Source organism: Nesterenkonia ebinurensis (assembly GCF_008711175.1).
Taxonomy (GTDB): Bacteria; Actinomycetota; Actinomycetes; order Actinomycetales; family Micrococcaceae; genus Nesterenkonia; species Nesterenkonia ebinurensis.
Genome location: NZ_VWNF01000049.1, coordinates 108,000 through 127,855, shown reverse-complemented (window position 1 = coordinate 127,855; position 19,856 = coordinate 108,000). Strand labels below are relative to the sequence as shown.

At 67.5% G+C, this 19,856-nt stretch carries 16 protein-coding genes; 2 read left to right on the top strand and 14 right to left on the bottom strand.

Features of this window, described 5'->3' with window-relative positions; genetic code table 11:
* Positions 1-274: 274 nt before the first annotated feature.
* From F0311_RS16960 to dinB, 14 genes are all read right to left on the bottom strand, one after another.
* Positions 275-1,039, bottom strand: a complete 765-nt coding sequence (locus F0311_RS16960) for a cell division protein FtsQ/DivIB (RefSeq protein WP_150463133.1) — start codon at positions 1,037-1,039, stop codon at positions 275-277.
* Entirely contained in the window at positions 1,036-2,424 is a 1,389-nt protein-coding gene (murC, locus tag F0311_RS16955) for a UDP-N-acetylmuramate--L-alanine ligase (protein ID WP_150463132.1), read from the bottom strand. The genes F0311_RS16960 and murC overlap by 4 nt, the downstream gene beginning before the upstream one ends.
* Positions 2,421-3,515, bottom strand: coding sequence for an undecaprenyldiphospho-muramoylpentapeptide beta-N-acetylglucosaminyltransferase (murG, locus tag F0311_RS16950; protein WP_150463131.1), 1,095 nt, complete (start codon positions 3,513-3,515; stop codon positions 2,421-2,423). Before murG ends, murC begins: the two co-directional genes overlap by 4 nt.
* 15 nt (positions 3,516-3,530) lie before the next feature.
* A complete protein-coding gene (locus F0311_RS16945) occupies positions 3,531-5,093 on the bottom strand; it encodes an FtsW/RodA/SpoVE family cell cycle protein (RefSeq protein ID WP_150463130.1) in 1,563 nt (520 codons plus the stop codon).
* Between the two features lie 10 nt (positions 5,094-5,103).
* Positions 5,104-6,642 (bottom strand): UDP-N-acetylmuramoyl-L-alanine--D-glutamate ligase, encoded by a 1,539-nt coding sequence (gene murD / locus F0311_RS16940; protein WP_191090004.1) that lies wholly within the window; start codon positions 6,640-6,642, stop codon positions 5,104-5,106.
* Positions 6,639-7,745 carry a phospho-N-acetylmuramoyl-pentapeptide-transferase gene (gene mraY, locus F0311_RS16935; RefSeq protein WP_150463128.1) on the bottom strand — a complete coding sequence of 369 codons (1,107 nt, stop codon included), beginning with the start codon at positions 7,743-7,745 and terminating at the stop codon, positions 6,639-6,641. Before mraY ends, murD begins: the two co-directional genes overlap by 4 nt.
* Positions 7,742-9,208: a UDP-N-acetylmuramoyl-tripeptide--D-alanyl-D-alanine ligase gene (locus F0311_RS16930; protein ID WP_150463127.1), complete on the bottom strand. Its 1,467-nt coding sequence runs from the start codon at positions 9,206-9,208 to the stop codon at positions 7,742-7,744. The genes mraY and F0311_RS16930 overlap by 4 nt, the downstream gene beginning before the upstream one ends.
* Complete coding sequence (locus F0311_RS16925) at positions 9,205-10,857, bottom strand: Mur ligase family protein (RefSeq protein ID WP_223881444.1); 1,653 nt, start codon at positions 10,855-10,857, stop codon at positions 9,205-9,207. Before F0311_RS16925 ends, F0311_RS16930 begins: the two co-directional genes overlap by 4 nt.
* Entirely contained in the window at positions 10,854-12,629 is a 1,776-nt protein-coding gene (locus F0311_RS16920) for a peptidoglycan D,D-transpeptidase FtsI family protein (RefSeq protein ID WP_150463125.1), read from the bottom strand. Before F0311_RS16920 ends, F0311_RS16925 begins: the two co-directional genes overlap by 4 nt.
* 20 nt (positions 12,630-12,649) lie before the next feature.
* Positions 12,650-13,297, bottom strand: a complete 648-nt coding sequence (locus tag F0311_RS16915) for a hypothetical protein (protein WP_150463124.1) — start codon at positions 13,295-13,297, stop codon at positions 12,650-12,652.
* Positions 13,294-14,298 (bottom strand): 16S rRNA (cytosine(1402)-N(4))-methyltransferase RsmH, encoded by a 1,005-nt coding sequence (gene rsmH, locus F0311_RS16910; RefSeq protein ID WP_150463123.1) that lies wholly within the window; start codon positions 14,296-14,298, stop codon positions 13,294-13,296. The genes F0311_RS16915 and rsmH overlap by 4 nt, the downstream gene beginning before the upstream one ends.
* A 154-nt stretch (positions 14,299-14,452) precedes the next feature.
* On the bottom strand, positions 14,453-14,884 hold the full coding sequence (gene mraZ / locus F0311_RS16905; RefSeq protein ID WP_150463122.1) for a division/cell wall cluster transcriptional repressor MraZ: 432 nt from the start codon (positions 14,882-14,884) through the stop codon (positions 14,453-14,455).
* Between the two features lie 373 nt (positions 14,885-15,257).
* A complete protein-coding gene (locus F0311_RS16900) occupies positions 15,258-15,668 on the bottom strand; it encodes a DUF3040 domain-containing protein (protein WP_150463121.1) in 411 nt (136 codons plus the stop codon).
* Between the two features lie 123 nt (positions 15,669-15,791).
* On the bottom strand, positions 15,792-17,060 hold the full coding sequence (gene dinB, locus F0311_RS16895) for a DNA polymerase IV (RefSeq protein WP_150463120.1): 1,269 nt from the start codon (positions 17,058-17,060) through the stop codon (positions 15,792-15,794).
* 12 nt (positions 17,061-17,072) lie between these two features.
* On the opposite strand from dinB, the gene F0311_RS16890 reads away from it, so the two are divergent.
* Both F0311_RS16890 and F0311_RS16885 read left to right on the top strand, forming a co-directional pair.
* Positions 17,073-18,251 (top strand): polyprenyl synthetase family protein, encoded by a 1,179-nt coding sequence (locus F0311_RS16890; protein ID WP_191090003.1) that lies wholly within the window; start codon positions 17,073-17,075, stop codon positions 18,249-18,251.
* Between the two features lie 35 nt (positions 18,252-18,286).
* Complete coding sequence (locus F0311_RS16885) at positions 18,287-19,846, top strand: protein kinase domain-containing protein (RefSeq protein ID WP_150463118.1); 1,560 nt, start codon at positions 18,287-18,289, stop codon at positions 19,844-19,846.
* Positions 19,847-19,856: the final 10 nt, after the last annotated feature.

Sequence of the window (19,856 nt, the reverse complement as noted above, 5' to 3'; positions counted from 1 at the left end):
AGCGGGCGAAGCCGAGAACGGCTCCTCACTGTCTTCACCCGTCCACCGTGGGTCCGAAACCTACCGAGGCAGTTCGCGGGTGCCTCGGGCGGCTCATCCACGGCGGACCCCGTCGCGGCATTGCTGCCCGCCGGCTGGGAGTCTTCGTGACAGTGAGTCATTCTTCAGCTCCGCCGCCACCACCAGCAAGGTTCAAGTTGAGCTTGAACCTGAGCAGAGGGGAGGTCGGCGCTGTTTTCAGTTGTTGCGACCACCATACCCGCCGCAGGCCTGCTCACCGGATAACCGGGGCGGTCGGCGTGGATATGTCGATCACCTCGGCCTCCAGGAAGTCTTCCTCCTCAGAGCCGAGGATGGAGCCCAGCACGGCGGCCTTCTCCTGGCTGCGGTCATCCGAGCCCCAGACCACGGTGCGCCCATCGGCCAGCTGAAGCTGTACGGAGTCGATGGAGTCGGCGGTGGCAGAGTCCAGCTGGGCACGGGCCTCCGGGGGCAGCTGACCCAGCACAGAGACGATGGTGCCGAAGACCGCCTCATCCTCCAGGGCGGCCTCGGATGAGATCTCCGGGGTGGCGTAGTCCTCGGCCTCCAGCTGCTCGGGCCCGGCAAAGGTGCGGATCACCTCGCCGTGCTCGGAGTAGAGCAGCACGTTCCCATCACGATGCACCTCAGCCACCGGCGGGTGCTCCACCAGCTCCACATGCAGGGTGGAGGGCAGCTCGATCCGGGTCTCCACCTCAGCCACCGCGTTCTCCGCAGCCAGCCGCTCGCGCACCGCCCCGGTGCCTATCTGGGCCACCGGCTGCCCGTAGAGGTCAGCAAGGAGCTCATCGGCCCGGGAATCGGTGACCAGCTCATTGCCCTCAATCTGGATGTTGCGCAGCACCAGCAGCGGGGAGAAGTAGACCACCGCCACCAGCCCCAGCAGCAGAGCGAAGGTCACCGCCAGCCCGATCAGGGTACGACGACGCCGCCGGCGCGACCCAACTGCCTCCGGCTCAGGAAATTCGAGGGCTGCTGCTCTGCCCTGTTCGCTCACTGCCGCTCCTGCAGGGCGGTGAGGATCTGCGGGGCCAGATGAGTGACATCTCCGGCACCGATGGTCAGCACCATATCCCCGGGCATAGCGGCTGCCGCCACGGTCCGGGCCGCCTCCTGACGGTCCAGCACCGGGTGGCCCAGCAGCTTGGCACTGACTCCGGCGATGGGCTGCTCGCGGGCCGGGTAGATCTCCAGGACTGTCACGCTGTCGGCGGCTTCTAACGCCTGGCCGAACTCGGCGGCGAAATCGCGGGTACGGCTGAACAGGTGCGGCTGGAAGACCGCATGCACCTTACCGGCGGCCGCACTGCGAGCGGCGGCCAGCACGGCGGCCACCTCAGTGGGATGATGGGCGTAGTCGTCATAGACCTGTACTCCGGCGGCCTTCCCCCGCAGCTCAAACCGGCGGGAGGAGCCCCGGAACTCACTGACCCCAGCCGCGCAGGCGCTCAGACTGAACCCGGCGGCGATTCCGGCGGCGAGGGCTGCGGCGGCATTGAGCGCGTTGTGCAGGCCCGGTACTGGCAGCTGCAGCGCAGCCTGCTGACCTTCCCAGCTGAGCACTGCGGACTGCCCGACCCCGGAGGTGCTGATCTCGCTGAGGCGGATATCAGCCTCCGGGCCGGTGCCGTAGGTGAGGATCCGCACCCCCCGTGTGCTCAGCGTCCCGCGGACCCGCTCCAGCAGGGCAGCAGCGCCGGGATCATCCAAGCAGGCCACCAGGGCTCCGCCGCCCACAATCCGGGCGGTGAACTCATCGAAGACCCGCTGTACGGCCTCTGCAGTGCCGTAGTGGTCCAGGTGGTCAGGCTCCACGTTGGTCACCACTGCCACCTCGGGGGCGTAGTTCAGCAGCGAACCGTCGGACTCATCCGCCTCAGCCACGAACCACTCCCCGGAGCCGAGCCGGGCGTTGCTGCCCAGGCCCGCCACAGTGGCACCGATGGCGAAGCTGACATCCTCACCTGCGGCATCGAGCATCACCGCGGTCATCGAGCTGGTGGTGGTCTTGCCGTGGGTACCGGCTACCGCGATCGCCCGGCGGGAGGCCATACAGGCGGCCAGGCCCTGGGAACGGTGCAGCAGGGTGGCGCCTGCTGCTGCAGCGGCGTCGTACTCTGGGTTGCCGGCGGTGGCCACCGAGGAGGCGATCACGGTGCTGATCGGCTCCCCGGCCTCAGCCTCAATGGAGGCGATGTTCGCCGCGCTGTAGCCCACCCGCACCGGCACACCGGCGGCGCGGAACTCATCGAGCACCGGCAGCTCCTTGGCGTCGGTGCCGGAGATGGGCACCCCGGCGGCCAGCATGAGCCGGGCCACTGCGGAGACGCCCACTCCGGCCAGGCCCAGGAAGTGAACCCGGCCGATACTTTCCAGGTTCATCCTTTGGCCGCCTTGAGGGCCTGGGCCGCCATCCGCTCGTCGGCGTCGGTGATACCACGTTCGGCGGAGTGCTTCTGCATGGTGGCCAGCAGTCGGGGATCCTTCAGCAGCGGCAGCACATTGCGGCTGATCCACTCCCGGGTGAAGTGCTCGTCCTTGACTAACAAAGCGCCACCGGCGTCCACCAGTCCGCGGGCGTTGAGCTCCTGTTCGCCGTTGCCGATGGGCAGCGGCACAAAGACTGCGGGCAGCCCCACCGCGGCGACCTCACAGACGGTGGCCGCCCCGGCCCGGGCGATCAGCACGTCTGCTGCCGCATAGGCCAAGTGCATGCCGTCGAGGTAGACCCGCTGGTGGTAGCCCGGGGCTGTGAGCAGTTTCCCGGCCTGATTGTAGAGCTCTTTGTCCCGACCGGTCAGGTGCAGCACCTGGGCGCCGGTGCCCAGCAGGTCATTCAGCGCCGAGGCTATTGCCTGGTTGAGGTTCAGCGCCCCGGAGGAGCCTCCGGTGACCACCAGGGTGGGGGTTTCTGGGTCCAGTCCCAGCTGCGTCCGGGCCGCTGCGCGCTCTGCCTCCCGGTCCAGCTGGGAGATCTGCTGAGGTATCGGCATTCCCACCCATTCGGCGCCTTTCAGCGGGGTGTTCTCGAAGGCGGTGCCGATGAAGACAGCCGAGCGTGCACCCCACTTATTGGCCAGCCCGGGGCGGGCATTGGCCTCATGGATCACCACCGGGATGCCCAGCTTCTTAGCCGCCCTGTACACCGGGGGGCACACATAGCCGCCCACACCGACGACGACGTCTGCTCCACGCTTCTGCAGGATCGCCTGGGCTTCCCTGGTGGCCTGGTTGAACCGGGAGGGGAAGCGCAGCACATCGGGGGTGGGCCGGCGTGGGAAGGGCACCTTGTCGATGAGGTCCAGCGGGTAGCCGGCCTCCGGGACCAGCCGGGTCTCCAGTCCGGCGGGGGTACCGATCACCGACTGCTCTGCCTGCTGGTCCAGCCGGGTGATGGCGGAGGCGATGGCCAGCAGCGGAGAGATGTGTCCGGCCGTTCCTCCGCCGGCCAGGACGACGGTGGCAGCGCTCATGGGGTTCCTTCTTGGTCAGGCGGTGGTGGTCTTCTTGTTCAGCGGTGCCAGTGTAGACCGCCTGCGCCGCTTCTTGGGGCGGGTCTTGGGCCTGCGGGACTGGAGCCGCTGGCGGCGGGCGAAGTTCAGCACCACCCCGATGGCCAGCAGTGCCACGGTGAGCGCCGAGCCGCCGTAGGAGATGAACGGCAGCGGCACCCCGACCACCGGGATCAGGCCGGTGACCATGGCGATGTTGATGAAGGCCTGGCCGACCAGCCAGGCGATGATGCCCATGCAGACCAGTTTGACGAACCGGCCGTGGTAGTCGTCCTTGGAGACCCCGTTGGCCACCCGGAAGATGCCGACCACCAGGATGGCGAAGAGCCCCAGCACGGTGGCGGTGCCCAGCAGTCCCAGCTCCTCACCGATGATGGTGAAGATGAAGTCGTTGTGCACCTCGGGGATGTAGTCCCACTTCTGCCGGGACTGGCCCAGGCCCACGCCCCAGAAGCCGCCGGAGGCCAGGGCGTAGAGGCCCTGTTCGGTCTGGTAACAGGGTTCGGTGGGGTGGTCGCAGTTCATGCCGAGCCAGGCGTAGACGCGCATCATCCGGTAGGGGGTGATCCACATCAGCAGGGCCACCGCAGCTGAGGCCAGCAGTCCGGCCAGGAAGAACCAGCGCATGCCCACTCCTGCGGCGAAGAGCAGTGCGCCCACAATGAGGATAATCACAATCGAGGTGCCCAGGTCACCGCCGGCCAGCACCAGCACCAGAACGGAGAGCGCACCGGGTGCCACGAAGGGCATCATCCAGTGCGTGAACTGCTGGACCAGCCGGCCTTTCTTGGCCAGCACTGCCGCGCCCCAGAGCACCAGGGCGAGCTTGGCCACCTCGGAGGGCTGGCCCTGCACTGAGCCGATGCGCAGCCAGTTGGTGGACCCACCACCGGTGTAGCCCCAGGGCGAGAAGGCCACCAGGGCCAGCAGTACCCCTGCGGTGATCATCGCCGCCCAGCCGATCCAGCCCATCCATTTGGTGGGGATCAGGGTCAGGAAGAGCATCCCGGCCACCCCGATGCCGGCCCAGACCGCTTGCCGGGTGGCGGTGGTGAAGGCTTCGCCGGTGCTGTCCACCGAGGTGGAGGAGAGCACCATGGTCAGTCCGAAGCCGGCCAGGGCGATAGTGGCCCCGAGCACCAGCCAGTAGTTGGTGTAGGGGTTGCCGCCTTCGAAGATGTTCCAGAACTTGGTGATCCGCTCAGCGCGCTGTTTGGCCCGCTCGGCGCGCCAGGCACGGCCTGCCGAGCCGTCTGAGCTGGTCTCGGCGGGCAGATCTCCCGCCGACTCTCGGCGGGCAAAGCCCTGCCCGCCTTCACGGCCTAAAGTCGGCCCATCAGCTTCGCCTCCGGCCTCACCGGGCCCATCCTCGACGGTACGGAGGTGGCCTCTGGTGATTTCACCGGTGGGCTGCTCAGCGCTGGCCCCATCGCTGCCGCGCTGGGCTGGCAGTTCATCGGGGGTGGCGGCGCTTGGCGGGGTGAGAACTGCTGAGTCGCTCCGAGAGGATGTCGGCAGGCGTGGGGGCCGCTTGTCCATGGCGCCCTCCCTAGAGCTCGTTGAATCCTTTGCGCCGCATCAGGTCTGCCACCGCCTCGATGAAGGCCTCGCCCCGTGCGATATAGGAGGCGAACTGGTCCATTGAGGCTGCGGCCGGGGCCAGCACCACCGCCTGCCCGGGCTGGGCGTGCGTATCGGCTGCCTCGACTGCGCTGCGCATTGCTGCCACTCCATCATCGCCGCCGGATACCTCTGTGACCGGCACCTGCGGGGCGTGTCGCTCAAGGCTGGAACGCAGCTGAGTGGAGTCTGTGCCGATGAGCACCACATGCTGCAGCTTAGGAGCCACCTGCTGGACCAGTTCGGAGTAGTCCACGCCTTTGGAGAGCCCGCCGGCAATCCACACCACACCGGAGAAGCTGCTCAGGGACGCCGCGGCAGCATGCGGGTTGGTGGCCTTGGTGTCGTTGATCCAGAGCACATCCTCAGCCTGGGCCACCGGCTGGATCCGGTGCTCAGCCGGCTGGTAGCTGCGCAGCGCCTGCTGCACCGCCTCCGGCGCCACCCCTGCGGCACGGGCCAGGGCGGCGGCGGCCAGGGCGTTGGCCACCAGGTGCCTGGGTGCCAGCTGGCCGAGGTCGGACCGGGCGCCCAGCTCCAAGGCCTGGTGGGCACGGTTGTCCAGGTAGGCACGGTCCACTACCACGTCGTCGCCCTCCTCGGTGTGCACCAGGCCCAGCATGGAGATATCCGGGGTGGAGGTGGTGAACCCGATAGCGCGGGCACCTTCGACCACATCAGCGGCGGCGACCATCTGCTCGGTGGCCGGATCCTCAGCGTTGTAGACACACGCCACCTGAGTGGCCTGGTAGATCCGGGCCTTATCCGCCAGGTAGGACTCCAGGCTGCCGTGCCAGTCCACATGGTCCTCAGCGATATTGAGCACTGCGGCGGCCAGCGGCCCGGCCTCGTGCTCGCCGGGGGCCTCGGTGTAGTGCAGCTGGAAGCTGGAGAGCTCCACAGCCAATGCCTCGAAGCCTTCCGGGTCGCGGATCGCGTCAAGCACCGGCATCCCGATGTTCCCGCAGGCCACAGCCCGGCGACCATCGGCGATGAGCATGGCCTCCAGCAGCGTGACGGTGGTGGTCTTGCCGTTGGTGCCGGTGAGCATCAGCCAGTCCGGCTGCCTGGCCCCCGGGCGGGCGCCGAGCCGGCGGGCCAGCTGCACCTCAGACCAGACCGGGATCGAAGCCTCTGCGGCGGCGTGCATGATCGGTGAGTCCGGCCGCCAGCCCGGTGAGGTGACGATCAGGTCCGGCAGTTGGTCACCTTCAAAGTGAGCAAGTGTGGTCGTGCTCTGCTGGCCCCAACGGAAGTCGAGCCGGTCTCCCCAGACCGTGGTGAGGGTGGCGGCGTCGTCGTTCTTCTGCTGCGTCTGGGTCCCGTCCACCACCACCACCTGGCAGCCGAGCTCAGCCAGGGTATCGGCAGCAGAGAAGCCGGTGACCCCGAAGCCGGTCACCAGCACCCGCAGGCCGGCCCAGGGCCCGTCCCAGCCGTGCAGCTCAGGCAGGGTGGGGGTGCTCATTGGGTCAAGATCCACTCGCCGTAGAAGATGGCCAGGCCCAGGCCCACCGCCAAAGCCCCGATGATCCAGAACCGGACCACAATGGTGACCTCGGACCAGCCTTTGAGCTCAAAGTGGTGGTGCAGCGGGGTCATCAGGAATACCCGTTTGCCCTTGGTGAGCTTGAAGTAGCCCACCTGGATGATCACCGAGCAGGTCACCATCACGAACAGTCCGGCCAGGATCACCAGGAGCAGCTGGGTATGGGTGAGGATGGCGAATCCGGCCAGTGCCCCGCCCAGGGCGAGGGCGCCGGTATCGCCCATGATGATCTTGGCCGGGGAGGTGTTCCACCACAGGAAGCCGATCAGCGCACCGGTGATGATCGCTGCCAGGGTGGCCATATCCATCGGGTCGCGCACGCTGTAGCAGACCGCATCCACCGCGCGCACTCCCCCGCAGGTCTGGTTGTACTGCCAGATGGAGATGATCACATAGGCCCCGGTGATCATGGCGGTGGCCCCGGTGGCCAGACCGTCCAGCCCGTCGACCAGGTTGACCGCATTGGTGGTGGCGGTGTTGATCAGGTTCGCCCAGATCACAAAGAGGATCCCGGCCCCGATGGTGCCGAGCACCGCAAAGTCCAGGGCGGTCTCCCGGACAAAGCTGATCGCAGTGGAGGCTGGGGTCAGCCCCTCGGCATTGGGGAACTGCAGGGCCAGCACGGCGAAGAGGACGCCCACCGCGCCCTGGCCGAAGATCTTGGCCCAGGGGGTCAGCCCCAGGGACTGCTTCTTGGTGATCTTCGCGGCGTCGTCGAAGAAGCCCACCAGGCCCATCCCGGCCATCAGCAGCAGCACCAGCATGCCGGAGGCGGTGGGACCCGAGGCGTTGGGTGAGACCAGCATCATGATCCCATGGGTGATCCAATAGGCCAGGACCACCGCAAGAATGATGGCCAGTCCGCCCATGGTGGGCTTGCCCCGCTTCACCTGGTGGGCGGTAGGCAGGTCCTCCCGGATGAACTGTCCGTACTGGTGCTTGACCAGAAAACGGATCAGCAGCGGAGTGCCCAGAAGGGTGAGGAGCAGCCCAAGGGCAGCACCGATGACGACGGCGATCACTCAGTTCCTTCCTGTAACGGTGTCTGGCGGCCCGGGTCTGCGGCACCAGCGGCGATTTCGTCACCGAGAAGTCTAAGCCCCGCGGAGTTCGAGGACTTGAACAACACGATATCCCCTGGCTCTAGGGCGGTGGCCAGCCAGGCCTCGGCCTCGTCCAGGGCTTCGACCCAGTGCACCTCATCGGCCCAGGAACCCTCGGCGATCGCCCCCCGGTAGAGCCCGTAGGCCTCCTGGCCCACCACCAGGGTCTGGTGGATGTTCAGCCGTACCACGGTCTCGCCGAGCTGATGGTGCCGCCAGACGGACTCCTCACCGAGTTCCAGCATGGGTCCCAGCACGGCCACGCTGCGCCGCCCGGAGTCTCGGGCCAAGGTGGCCAGGGTGCGCAGCGCCTCGCGCATGGATTCGGGGTTGGCGTTATAGGCGTCGTTGATGATGGTGACCCCGTCAGCCCGTTCAGTGCGCTCCATCCGCCAGCGGGAGCTGGGGCCCAGTCCGTTGAGTCTGTGGGCAACAGTCGACGACGACGCCCCGGCTGCCTGGGCGGCCGCCGCTGCGGCGAGCAGATTGGTCACGTGGTGGGCACCGATCAGACCGGAGGCCATCCGGTGCCGGTCGGTGCCGGTCACCAGGTCAAAGACAGGATGTCCTGCGGAGTCCAGGCTGAGGTTCTCGGCACGCACATCAGCCTCAGCTGATTCTCCGAACCAGGTGATCGGGGCGCTGGCCCGGCCGGCCATGGCGGTCACCTGAGGGTCATCGGCGTTGAGGATCACCTGGCCGGCAGCCAGTTCGGCGAGCTCCCCCTTGGTGGCCGCGATCTTCTCGGCTCCGCCGAACTTGCCGGCGTGGGCGGTGCCCACCATGAGCACCACGCCGATATCGGGCTGCACCATCCGGCAGAGGTAGGCGATGTTGCCCGGAGCGTCGGCGCCCATCTCGATGATCAGGTACCGGGTGTCCAGCTCGGCGGCGAAGACGGTCAGCGGCACCCCGACCTCCCCGTTGTAGGAGCCCTGGGGCGCCGTTGTGGGGCCTTCAGCCGAAAGCACCGCGGCCAGCAGGTCCTTAGTAGTGGTTTTGCCGGCGGATCCGGTGATGCCGATGACCGTGGTGGGCGAATGTGCCCGGATGCGGCGGATGATCTCTGCGGCCAGGGCACCCATGGCGGCCACGGCGTCGTCGACAATCACTGCTGGGTGCACACACCCTGCCGGACTCTCGGTCTCCCGCTCGGCCAGGATCAGCTGGGCGCCGGCGGCCAGGGCGGAGTCGATGAACCGGTGGCCGTCGGTGGTCTCGCCGGGTTTGGCGATGAACAGGGAGCCTTCCCGCATGTTCCGGGAGTCGGTGTCGGCGTGGGTCAGGGTCAGCTGCTCGGGGCTGGTGGCCCCGGCCGGCTCGAAGCCGCGCAGCCGGCCGCCGACCGCCTGGGCGATCTCTGCTGCGGTCAGGGCGATCATGCCGCACCCCCGGTCGGCTGGGCCAATGTGGTGAATCCGCGGGCGGTCAGGGCCCGGGCCAGTTCTGCCCGGTCGTCGATCTCCACCCGGGTGCCGGCCAGGTCCTGGTGGTCCTCGTGCCCCCGGCCGGCCAGCAGCACGGTGTCCTCCGGCCCGGCGACGGCCACCGCTGCGGCGATGGCCTCGGTGCGTGGCGAGATCTCCTCCAGATGAGTGGTGAGCCCGCCGGTGGTGATGGCATCCTGGGCGCCCTGCATGAGGCCGGCCCGGATTTCGGCGGGGTCCTCGCGGTGCGGGTCGTCATCGCTGATGATCACGTGATCGGCCATCCGCACTGCGATCGCACCCATCGTGGGACGTTTGGTGACATCCCGCTCCCCGGCTGCTCCGATGACCAGGATGAGCTTGCCCCTCCCCGGTCTGCGCACCGCTTCCAGGGCGCGGATCATCGCATCCGGGTTATGGGCGAAGTCCACGATGGCCGCCGGCGTCTCAGCGATGACCTGCATCCGGCCCGGGACCTGGATGTGGAAGGGTGTGGCGGTTTCTAGCGCCTGGACCACCTCTTCCCGGCTGAAGCTCTGGGTGCGTTCGGTGCTTGCTGCAGCCTCCAGCACCATCACTGCGGCCAGTGCGGCATTGGAGACGTTGAACTTACCGGGCAGTGCGGTGGAGGTGCGGATGCGCTCCCCGGTGTGCCGGTTGGCCAGGGTGAAGGCGCTGCCCAGTGCTTCGGGGCTGACCTCGGTGACCTCCCAGTGCGCCTGGGCCGGCTGGCCGGTGGTGGCCAGGGTGACCACGTGTCCGGTGGCCTCGGCGGCCATCTGGTGGCCGTAGGCGTCGTCGACCGTGATGACTGAGGTGCGGGTGCGTGCCCGGCGAAACAGCTCGGCCTTGGCGGCGAAGTACTCCTCCATGGTGCGGTGCAGGTCCAGGTGGTCCTGGGTGAGGTTGGTGAACCCGGCGACGTCGTAGTAGAGCCCGGAGATGCGCTGGTAGCTGATCGCGTGGCTGGAGACCTCCATGGCTGCGGCGGCCACGTTCTTCTCCCGGAAGGAGTGCATGAGCTTGTGCAGGGCCACCGCCTCCGGGGTGGTCATATCTGAGGCGATGGTCTCGTACCCGGCCTCCGTGGAGCCTGCGGCGATCTCAATGGTGCCGATCAGTCCGGTCTTGCGTCCCTTGCCGGTGAGCAGGGTGTCCAGCAGGCTGCGCAGGAAGTAGGTGGTGGTGGTCTTGCCGTTGGTGCCGGTGACACCGAACAGGGCCGGGTCAGAGGTGGCGGTGGTGCCGTAGATGGCTGCGGCGGCCGGCCCGGCGGCATCGCGTACCCCGGTCACCTCGATCACCGGGAGCCGGTAGCCGGTGGCCTCGCGGACTTTGACCACTCCTGCGGGGTCGGTGAGAACTGCGGCCGCGCCGCGGGCAAGGACCTGGTCGATGAAGTCTGCGCCGTGGGCGCGCGCCCCGGTGACGGCGACGAAGAGGTCGCCGGGCTCCACCTGGGCCGGGGTCATCGCAGCCCCGGTGAGCCTGATCCGGTCTGTGCTCTCGGCCACCGGGGTGATGATGGGGCTGTATCCGGCGGCCACCAGCTGGTCAGCCAGAGTGCCGACATCGGTGCCCCGGCCCTGCTGGCCGGAGCTCACCACGGATAGTCCTGACGCTCACCCACGAAACCATCATAGGCCTCCGACTCTTCCTCGGAGGGTGCTGCGTCGTAGCTGGTCAGCGTGTGGGTCATGATGTCGTTGAAGGTGTCGGTGAGGTCCCAGTCGCCGAACTGGCCGGCGGGCCGGTGCACGGTCACCGAGACCAGGAACTGGGGGTCGTCCAGGGGGGCCACCCCCACAAAGTTGATGGTGTAGCCGTCGAATCCGCCGGTCTGGCTGGCGGCCTCTGCGGTGCCGGTCTTACCGCCTACCCGGTAGCCCTCGATCTGTGCGCCCTGGGCCGAGCCGTACTCCACCACACCCTCCATGAGCTTAAGCATCTCCTCGGAGGTCTCCGGGGAGAAGACCTGCTCGGGCTCACTGGCCACCGGGTGCTCGGTGCCGTCGGGGTCGATGGTGGCATCCACAATCCGCAGCGGATGTTTGACCCCGTCAGTGGCGAGCATCTGGTAGAGCTGCACATTGTGCATCACAGTGCCCTCATAGCCCTGGCCGAACTGGGTGGTCATCGGCTGCCGGCGGTCCCATTCCTCGGGCGGGCGCACATAGGACTCCCCGTCGATGCCCAGGCCGATGTCGATCGGGGCGTCGTAGCCCACCTTGCGCAGGTAGTCGTAGCGGGTCTGGTCGTCGAGCTGGTTGCCGATCAGGATGGTCCCGGTGTTGTAGGACCGGGCGTAGATGCCGGCAGCGGTCATCTGATAGTCGGCGTGGGAGCGGGCGTTGCGGAAGGTCTCACCGTCGACGGTGAGCCGGAAGGGTACGGTGAACTGATCCTCCGGGGAGACCACGCCCTCCTCCAGTGCTGCGGCGAAGGTCACCGACTTTCCGGTGGAGCCCGGTTCGAAGGACTGGGTCAGTGCCAGCGGGCGGCGGAACAGCTCATCGGTGGCCGCCGGATCTGCCGGGTCCACGGTCTCCGAATCGGCCATGGTCAGGATTTCGCCCTCGCTGCCCTCGCGCAGGTCCACCACGGTGGCGTTGCCCCATTGGGCGTTGTACTCGTTGGCCTTGGCGGCGATGGCCTCCTGGGCGAACCACTGCAGGTCCTGGTCGATGGTCAGCCGCACGTCCTGGCCGTCCTGGGCCGGGGTCTCCTCGTAGGTGGCGGTGGGGATGCGCACTCCGTCGGCGCCCACCTCGTAGATCCGCTCGCCGGGCTCGCCGGTCAGCGCCTCGTCCTGGGCTCTCTCGATGCCTTCCAGCGGGCCGTCGGAGCCTACGAATCCCACCACGGATCCGGCGACCGAGCCTGCTGGGTAGGTGCGTTCGGAGACCGGTTCGGAGTAGACGCCGGGGGCGCGCAGCGCCATCACCTGCTGGTGCACCTCGGGGGTGACGCTGCGGGCGATGACTGAGTAGTGGATCTCCTCAGCGGTGAGCGCTTCCAGCACCTCGCTGTACTCCCGGTCCAGGATGGTGGCCAGCTCCTGGGCAGTCTGCTCGATGGTCACCGGGCGCTGCAGCCCCAGGGCCTCATCGGCCACGGTGTACTCCCCGATCAGCCGAGGGTCGGCGACAATGTCGTAGTGGTCAGCGCTTGAAGCCATCAGCCGGTTCTGCGAGTCCAGGATGTTCCCGCGGGCCGCGGGCAGCTCCACGGTGTGCAGCCGGTTGGACACGGCGTCCTGGGCGTGACCGGCCGGGTCCAGGCCCTGGATGTGGAAGAGCCTTCCGCCGAGCACTACCAGCATGGCCAGCACAATGGCCAGGCCGATGCGCATCCGCAGTGAGAGGGTTCGCGCCATAGGTGCGTGCTCCTTGCGGGTTACTCGGTCACGTCGGGTGCTGGGATGGTTCCGCCGTTGAGTGCGGAGCCGGCTCTGGTGACGGTCTCCTGACTGCCGGCTCCATTCTCACCCGCCGGGGTCTCGGTGAGCGTGTGCAACGCGCCGGCGCCCAGAACTCCGGAGGGTGCGGCCTCGGCCTGCTCGGCCACATCGGCTGCGGCAGTCTCCGGCTGGCTGTAGCCGGGGGCGCCCACAAAGTTGGAGGGCACCTGAGAGTTGGAGGCCTCCTCTGCGGAGCTGACGATCTCCCTGCTGTGCAGGTCGAAGGTGCCGGCGGTGGCGGGCATCACCATACCCACCGTCACCGCGGAGTTGGAGAGGCTCTGCGGGGACTCCAGGAACTGCACCTGCTGGGCCAGGGCCTGGTTCTGATGCACCAGGTCCCGGTGCTGGTTGGTCAGCTGCACCACCTGGTACTGGGAGTTGGCCACGTGGATGTTGACCGCGAGCACCGCGCCTAAGGCGGAGAGCAGAAGCAGCAGCACCCCGGCGATCAGTCCGCGCTGGCGGCGGCGCACCGTGGGCAGTGCCTGCAGCGCAGGCTGGGCCTTGGCCCGCCCGCGCTGGGAGCCCTGGCCCTCGGTACGGTCGGCGGTGCGCAGCTCCTCTGCTGGCAGAACGCTCATAGGCTACTCCTTGCCATTGTCCTGATCTTCTCAGCTGCCCGCAGCTTCGCGGAGGCGGCTCGCGGGTTCTGGACGATTTCGTCCTGCTGGGGTGATTCGGCTCCGCGCAGCAGCAGCCGGAAGGTGGGTTTGTGCTCCTCCAGCTCCACCGGCAGCCCGGCCGGGGCCGAGGAAGTGCTCCGCTGGGCGAAGGCCCGTTTGACGATGCGGTCTTCCAGGGAGTGGTAGGACAGCGCCACGACGACGCCGCCGGGGACCACTGCGTCCATGGCTGCCGGTACTGCCCGCTTGAGCACCTCCAGTTCGCGGTTGACCGCAATCCGGATGGCCTGGAAGCTGCGTTTGGCCGGGTGTCCGCCGGTGCGCTTGGCCGCTGCGGGCACCGCGGAGTCGATCACTGCGGCCAGCTGCGCGGTGGTGGTCAACGGTGCTGAGTCCCTGGCGCGGATGATCGCGGAGGCGATCCGCCCGGAAAAGCGCTCCTCACCGTATTCGGAGAGGATCTGTTTGAGCTCTGCCTGACTGATGGTGGCCAGCAGCTCGGCGGCGGTGGGGTCCTGGGAGTCGGCGCTGGAGTCCATGCGCATATCCAGCGGCGCGTCATAGGAGTAGGCGAAGCCCCGTTGTGCCTCATCCAGCTGCAGAGAGGAGACTCCGAGGTCGAACAGCACCCCGGTGAGCACCTCATGCTCGGCCAGTCCTGCTGCGACTTCGGCCACCTGGTCGTAGACTGCCCGGACGCTGCGGAACCGGGGGCCGAACCGCTGAAGCCTCTCCTCTGCCAGCTGCAGTGCCTGGGGGTCCCGGTCGATGCCGACCACAGTGGCCTCGGGCACGGCCTCCAGCACTGCTTCGCTGTGCCCGCCCATACCCAGAGTGGCGTCGATGATCACCACAGCGGCGTCGTCGTTCTGCAGGAATCCCCGGCAGGCGGTGGCCAGCAGCTCGGTGCAGCGCTCGCGCATGACCGGCACATGCTTCTGGGCTGCCTGTGCGCTCATACTCACCTCCGCTGCGTCGTGCTGAGCACCTGGACGAATCCGGCCCTTGAATCTGCTCCCCCACCGGGGCCGGGGCCGCCTGACATCGGGGAAGTGAAGTCAGGATGCGCCGGTCCGGTAAGGAGGCTCACTCAAGGGCCGTCATGTTCTGTTGTCAGAAGAGGCCGGGGATGGCTTCCTCGTCAGTGGAGGAGAACTCGGACTCCTTCTCCTCCAGGTAGGTGTTCCAGGCCGCGCTGTCCCAGATCTCGGCGCGGTCACCCGCTCCGATCACTGTGACCTCCCGGCCCAGTCCCGCGTACTCCCGCAGGCCCGGGGGGATGGTGATCCGGCCCTGCTTATCCGGGGTCTCGTCGGAGGCCCCGGATAGGAACACGCGAATGTAGTCACGTGCCTGGCGGGAGGTCAGCGGCGCCTGCCGCATCTGTGCATGCACTGCCGCGAACTGATCAGTGCTGAACACGTAGATGCAGCGTTCCTGCCCGCGAGTCAGAACCAGCCCGGCTGTGAGCTCGTCCCGGTATTTCGCCGGCAGAATCAGGCGGCCCTTATCGTCCAGGCGAGGGGTGTAGGTGCCCAGAAACATGGCGCCTGACTCCTCACTTGTCCGATCCGGTGCCGTCTCAGCCCAGAGCCTGGCGGCTCCGGTTTTCCTCAATCACCTCGGCACTGTCAGCAAGCTGCCACTGCTCTCGGCTCAATCGGTCTTCCATCACGCTCCACTTTACTCCACTTTCCCCCACTTTCCAACCACATTTGGCCGCACTTCTCCCCTCTGAGTTGTTTTCGAGGACGACGACGCCCACTAATCCCCTGCTGACTTGGGGTTTTGCATGGTGGGGTGGAGTGGAGAGTAGTGGGGAGCGCGGTGGAGCGCTATGGGCGGCGTCGTGCCCTCCGGGCAGAAAAATGCCCCCGCGCCGGTCAGCGCAGGGGCTCAGTGGTGGAAAGTGGAGGGGCTACTGTTGGCGGCGCTTTTCCCACTTTTCCTCCATGGAGGACATGAAGGAGCCGCCGGAGGGGCTGGGGGCGGGGGCCCTGGGCCCGGTGCCTCCGGAGCCGCCGCCGTTTCCGTTGCCGCTGTTTCCGCCGGATCGGGGAACCGAGGGCCCGCCAGCGGTGGCGAAGTAGACACCGGCTCCCATCACGATGAAGCCGAGAATGCCTACCGGGATCAGCTGCTGGTAGATGCCCAGGATGAGCACTCCGATGCCCACCACTGTTACGAGCAGGCCGAGCACCAGATTGCGGACGTTGAACTTACCGCCGACAGGAGATTCTTCAAGCGAGCTGGCAAAGCTGGGGTCCTCGGTCTGAAGCTGCTGCTCCAGCTCTTTCAGCAGCCGCTGCTCGCGTTCCGACAGTGGCATGGGATGCTCCTTGGGTCTCCTGTGGTCTCTGGATCCCCAGTCTATCTTCTTGACCCCTTCACCACATAGCCGGAAGCGAATCTGTGATCGAGTTGTCACGTGATACCCAGGAACTCTCCAGACTCAGTCGGTGTCCCCGTCTTCTCTGGGGTCCAGCAGTGCGGCTGGACGCACAGCTGAGCCGGGAAATTTCCCGGCCACCCGGTCCAGGGCACGCTGGGCGGCCAGCCAGTCGTCGTCATGGGCGTCGAAGCTGAGTTGCAGGCTGCCATCGGCGGCTCCCAGGCGTTCGGCCCGGATGCCGACCAATCGCACCGGCTGGACGCGCGGCCCGAGTCCTGCCAGCATCCGCACTGCATGCCGGTGCAGCTCTGGAGCCGACTGGGTGCCGTGCGGCAGGGTTGCCGAGCGGGTGAGCGTGGAGAAGTCCCGCCAGCGCAGCTTGAGGCTCACCCCGTGGGCAGCCACTTCCGCAGCACGCAGCCTGGCGGCCACCTTATGGGCCAACCGCAGCAGCTCTCTGCGCAGCTGGTCCTCAGAGTGCACATCAGCGGCGAAGGTCTCCTCCGCCCCGATGCTCTTCTCCACCCGGTGCGGCTCCACCTCGCGAGGGTCAATCCCCCAGGCCAGATCGTGCAGCTGCTCCCCCACCGCGCCCAGCCGGCGGGCCAGCGCCTGCTTGGGGGTCTCGGCGATCTGAGCTACGGTGCGCAGCCCCATACCGGCCAGCGCCTCTGCGGTCTTGGCCCCGACTCCCCACAGTTCGGTGGCCGCCAGACTGTGCAGGAACTCGGTGCGCCTCTGTGGCGGGACCACCAGCAGTCCGTCCGGCTTGGCCTTGGTGGAGGCGATCTTGGCGATGAACTTGCGGTCGGCGATGCCCACGGTGGCGGGCAGTCCCACCCGCTCGCGCAGTCCGGTACGGATCAGCCGACCCATCTGCTCAGGATCACCCAGGCGGCGTCGTGCTCCGGTGAGGTCCAGAAAGGCCTCGTCCACGCTGAGCTGCTCCTTGCGGTGGGTCAGCGTGTCGAAATACTCCATGATGGCTGCCGAGAGCTCCCGGTAGCGGTGCATCTGCGGCGGGATAATCACCGAGTCCGGGCTGAGTCGGCGTGCCCTGGTCAGCGGCATCGCTGAGCGCACCCCGTCGGTGCGTGCCTGGTAGGAGGCTGAGAGCACCACATAACGGCCCTCACTGACATGGCCTACTGCCGCGCTGGCGCGTTGGCGCGGGTCCCCGACGTCATGGGCTCCGCCGGCCACAATGATCTTGCGGCCGCGCAGCTCCGGCTTGTCCAGCAGCTCGGCCTCTACGTAGAAGGCGTCCATATCCACATGCGCGATGATCGGCGCGCCGGCCCCCTGCGTCCTGGACTGCTGCGAACCCATAGGATCAAGGGTATGCCCACCGTTGGAGATACCGGAGCCTCACCGTTCCCCCCGCCCGGCGGCAGCGAGCTCGTGCAGAACGTGAAGATCAGGTGCCAGGCGCTGCTGGAGGACAAACGGGCTGAGATTGCTGCCATCGATCCTGACGCCGCTCCCCTGGTGGATGCGCTGCTGGAACTCACAGCCGGGGGCAAGAAGATGCGCCCGCTGCTGGGCTGGCTGGGCTGGCGGGCCGCCGCGGGAGACAATGATCCTGAGGCTGCTGATCCTGTGGCTGCCGCTGCCCATCCGGCAGTGGTCGGCCTCGGGGTGGCCCTGGAGCTCTTCCAGGCTGCCGCCCTGGTCCATGATGACATCATTGATCGATCCGCAACCCGGCGTGGGGCACCCAGCACGCATAAGCGCTTCGAAAGCCTGCACAGCCGGGCACAGTTCGGCGGAGACCGGGAGCATTTCGGCGCCGCAGGCGGAATCCTCAGCGGTGATCTGGCGCTGGCCTGGGCTTCTGAGGCCTTCGAGCAGGCGCGTCAGGCTGCGGGCAGCCCTGCAGAAGAAGCCTGGGGGATCTTCCGACGGATGCACACCGAGGTCATCACCGGCCAATACCTGGATGTTCTGGCGGAGGTGGACCTGAACCTGGGCGATGAGCAGGCCCTGCAGCGGGCCCGGCGGATCGCTGTCTACAAATCAGCCAAGTACAGCGTTGAGTATCCGGTGCTCTTAGGCGCTGCCCTCAACAGCGGGTCTGCGGCGCTTCTGGCGGCTCTCTCTGAGTCCACTCTGCCCCTGGGCGAAGCATTTCAGCTTCAGGATGACCTGCTCGGAGTCTTCGGCGATCCTGAGGTCACCGGCAAACCGGTCGGTGATGACCTGCGGGAGGGAAAGCGCACCCAGCTCATCAGCTATGCAGTGGGCAGACTCCCCGCCGCGGCGGCCGCCGAGCTTAAGCAGCTCCTCGGCAGCCCCCATCTGGCAGAGCCCGAAGTCCGCAGCGCTCGCAGGCTCATCGTTGAGTCTGGCGCGCTGGCTGAGGTAGCGCGGAACATCGAGCAGCTGCGGGAGGATTCCTCGAAGTCACGTCATATGCTCGGTGAGCAGGGCGCCCCGCCCCAGGTGCTCAGTGACCTTGAGGTTCTGGGGCAGGCTCTGCTGGCGCATACCGCGCGCCTGCTGACCTCCCGCACGTCCTGAGCGTGTGTTCAGGCTGACTTCGATACCCTGAACCAATGAGCTCAGAGGACAGCTGGATCGGCGCCACCATCGGTGAGCGCTACACGATCCAGAAGCGTGTGGCGCGCGGGGGCATGTCCACCGTCTACCTGGCCACCGATTCCCGGCTGCACCGGGATGTGGCCATCAAGGTGCTCTTCCCGCATATGGCCGAGGACCGCAAGGTGGTCCAGCGCTTTGAGCAGGAGGCCCGCAACTCTGCACTGCTCAGCCATCCCAATGTGGTCCAGGTGCTCGACCAGGGGCAGACCCGTGAGACCGCCTATATGGTCATGGAGTATGTGCCGGGTGCCACTCTGCGCACGCTGCTCAAGCGGGGCCCGATGACTCCACGCCTGGCCCTGGCCTATGGTCAGGCGATCCTGGGCGGGCTGGGTGCTGCGCACCGGGCGGGGCTGGTGCACCGCGACATCAAGCCAGAGAATGTGCTGGTCTCCCCCGAGGGGCGGATCAAACTGGCCGACTTCGGGCTGGCGCGGGCGGCCACCCATCACTCCGGGACATCCACCCTGATGGGCACCGTGGCCTATATCGCACCGGAGCTGCTCTCCGGAGAGCGCGCCGATGAGCGGGCTGACATCTATGCGGTGGGCATCCTGCTCTACGAGATGCTCACCGGGGTCCAGCCCTATACCGGGGACACCCCGGTCCGGGTGGCCTTCCAGCATGTGAACTCCACGGTGCCCGCGCCCTCTTCCTATGTTCCGGGACTGGCCGCGCCGCTGGACGATCTGGTGCGGGAAGCTACCCGCAGCGATCCGGTAGACCGCCCCAAGAACGCTGATGAGCTGCTTCAGCTGCTGGAGTCTGCCCGGGAGCAGCTCTCGGCAGAGGACCTGGACTTTGAGGGCGCCATCGCCAAGCATCATCGGCACAACCCGCCTCCCCCTGCAGATGCAACAGGGTACGACGACGCCGCAGCGACCTCCTCTGCCACCCAGGTGATGCCGGCTGCCGGTTCACCCGGCTCCGCGGCCTCGGCCGGGACTCCTCCGGAACTCGCTGAGGAGACCGACCACGAGGACACCACAGTGGCGGTATCCTCCGAAGACTTCCCGACCGCCGATGACGGGACTTTCGATAGGGACCCCGAGGTCTGGGACCCGCTGAATGCGCAGCATCCTGCGGACCCCGTCGGGGAGGATGCCACCGCAGCGCTGACCCAGCCGGCAGCGGCTCCTCCGCCGCCCGCCCCTCGGCCCCAGGCCCCGCAGCAGGCCCAGCCCGCAGACCCCTGGGCCACACTGGCCGAGGAGGACCGTCAGACGGTGGCCGAAGTCCCTCTGCAGCTGGGCAGGCTCAGCGTGGACGATGCTGACACCGGCCAGCAGGCCGCTTCGAAGCCCAAGACCCCATCCGGGGCAAGGAGGCGCGGCAGCTATGATCCGCGGGCGGGTAAGAAGCAGCGGCAGCGGCCCATGGAGCAGCTGGACGGTCCCAGCCCGGCACGGCAGGCAGTGGCGGGCGTCGTCGTCATCATGATCACCGCACTGCTGATGCTGCTGGGCTACCAGCTGGGGATCAGCAACAGCATCATCCCCCCGCTGGGCGGATAGGCCGGCAGCT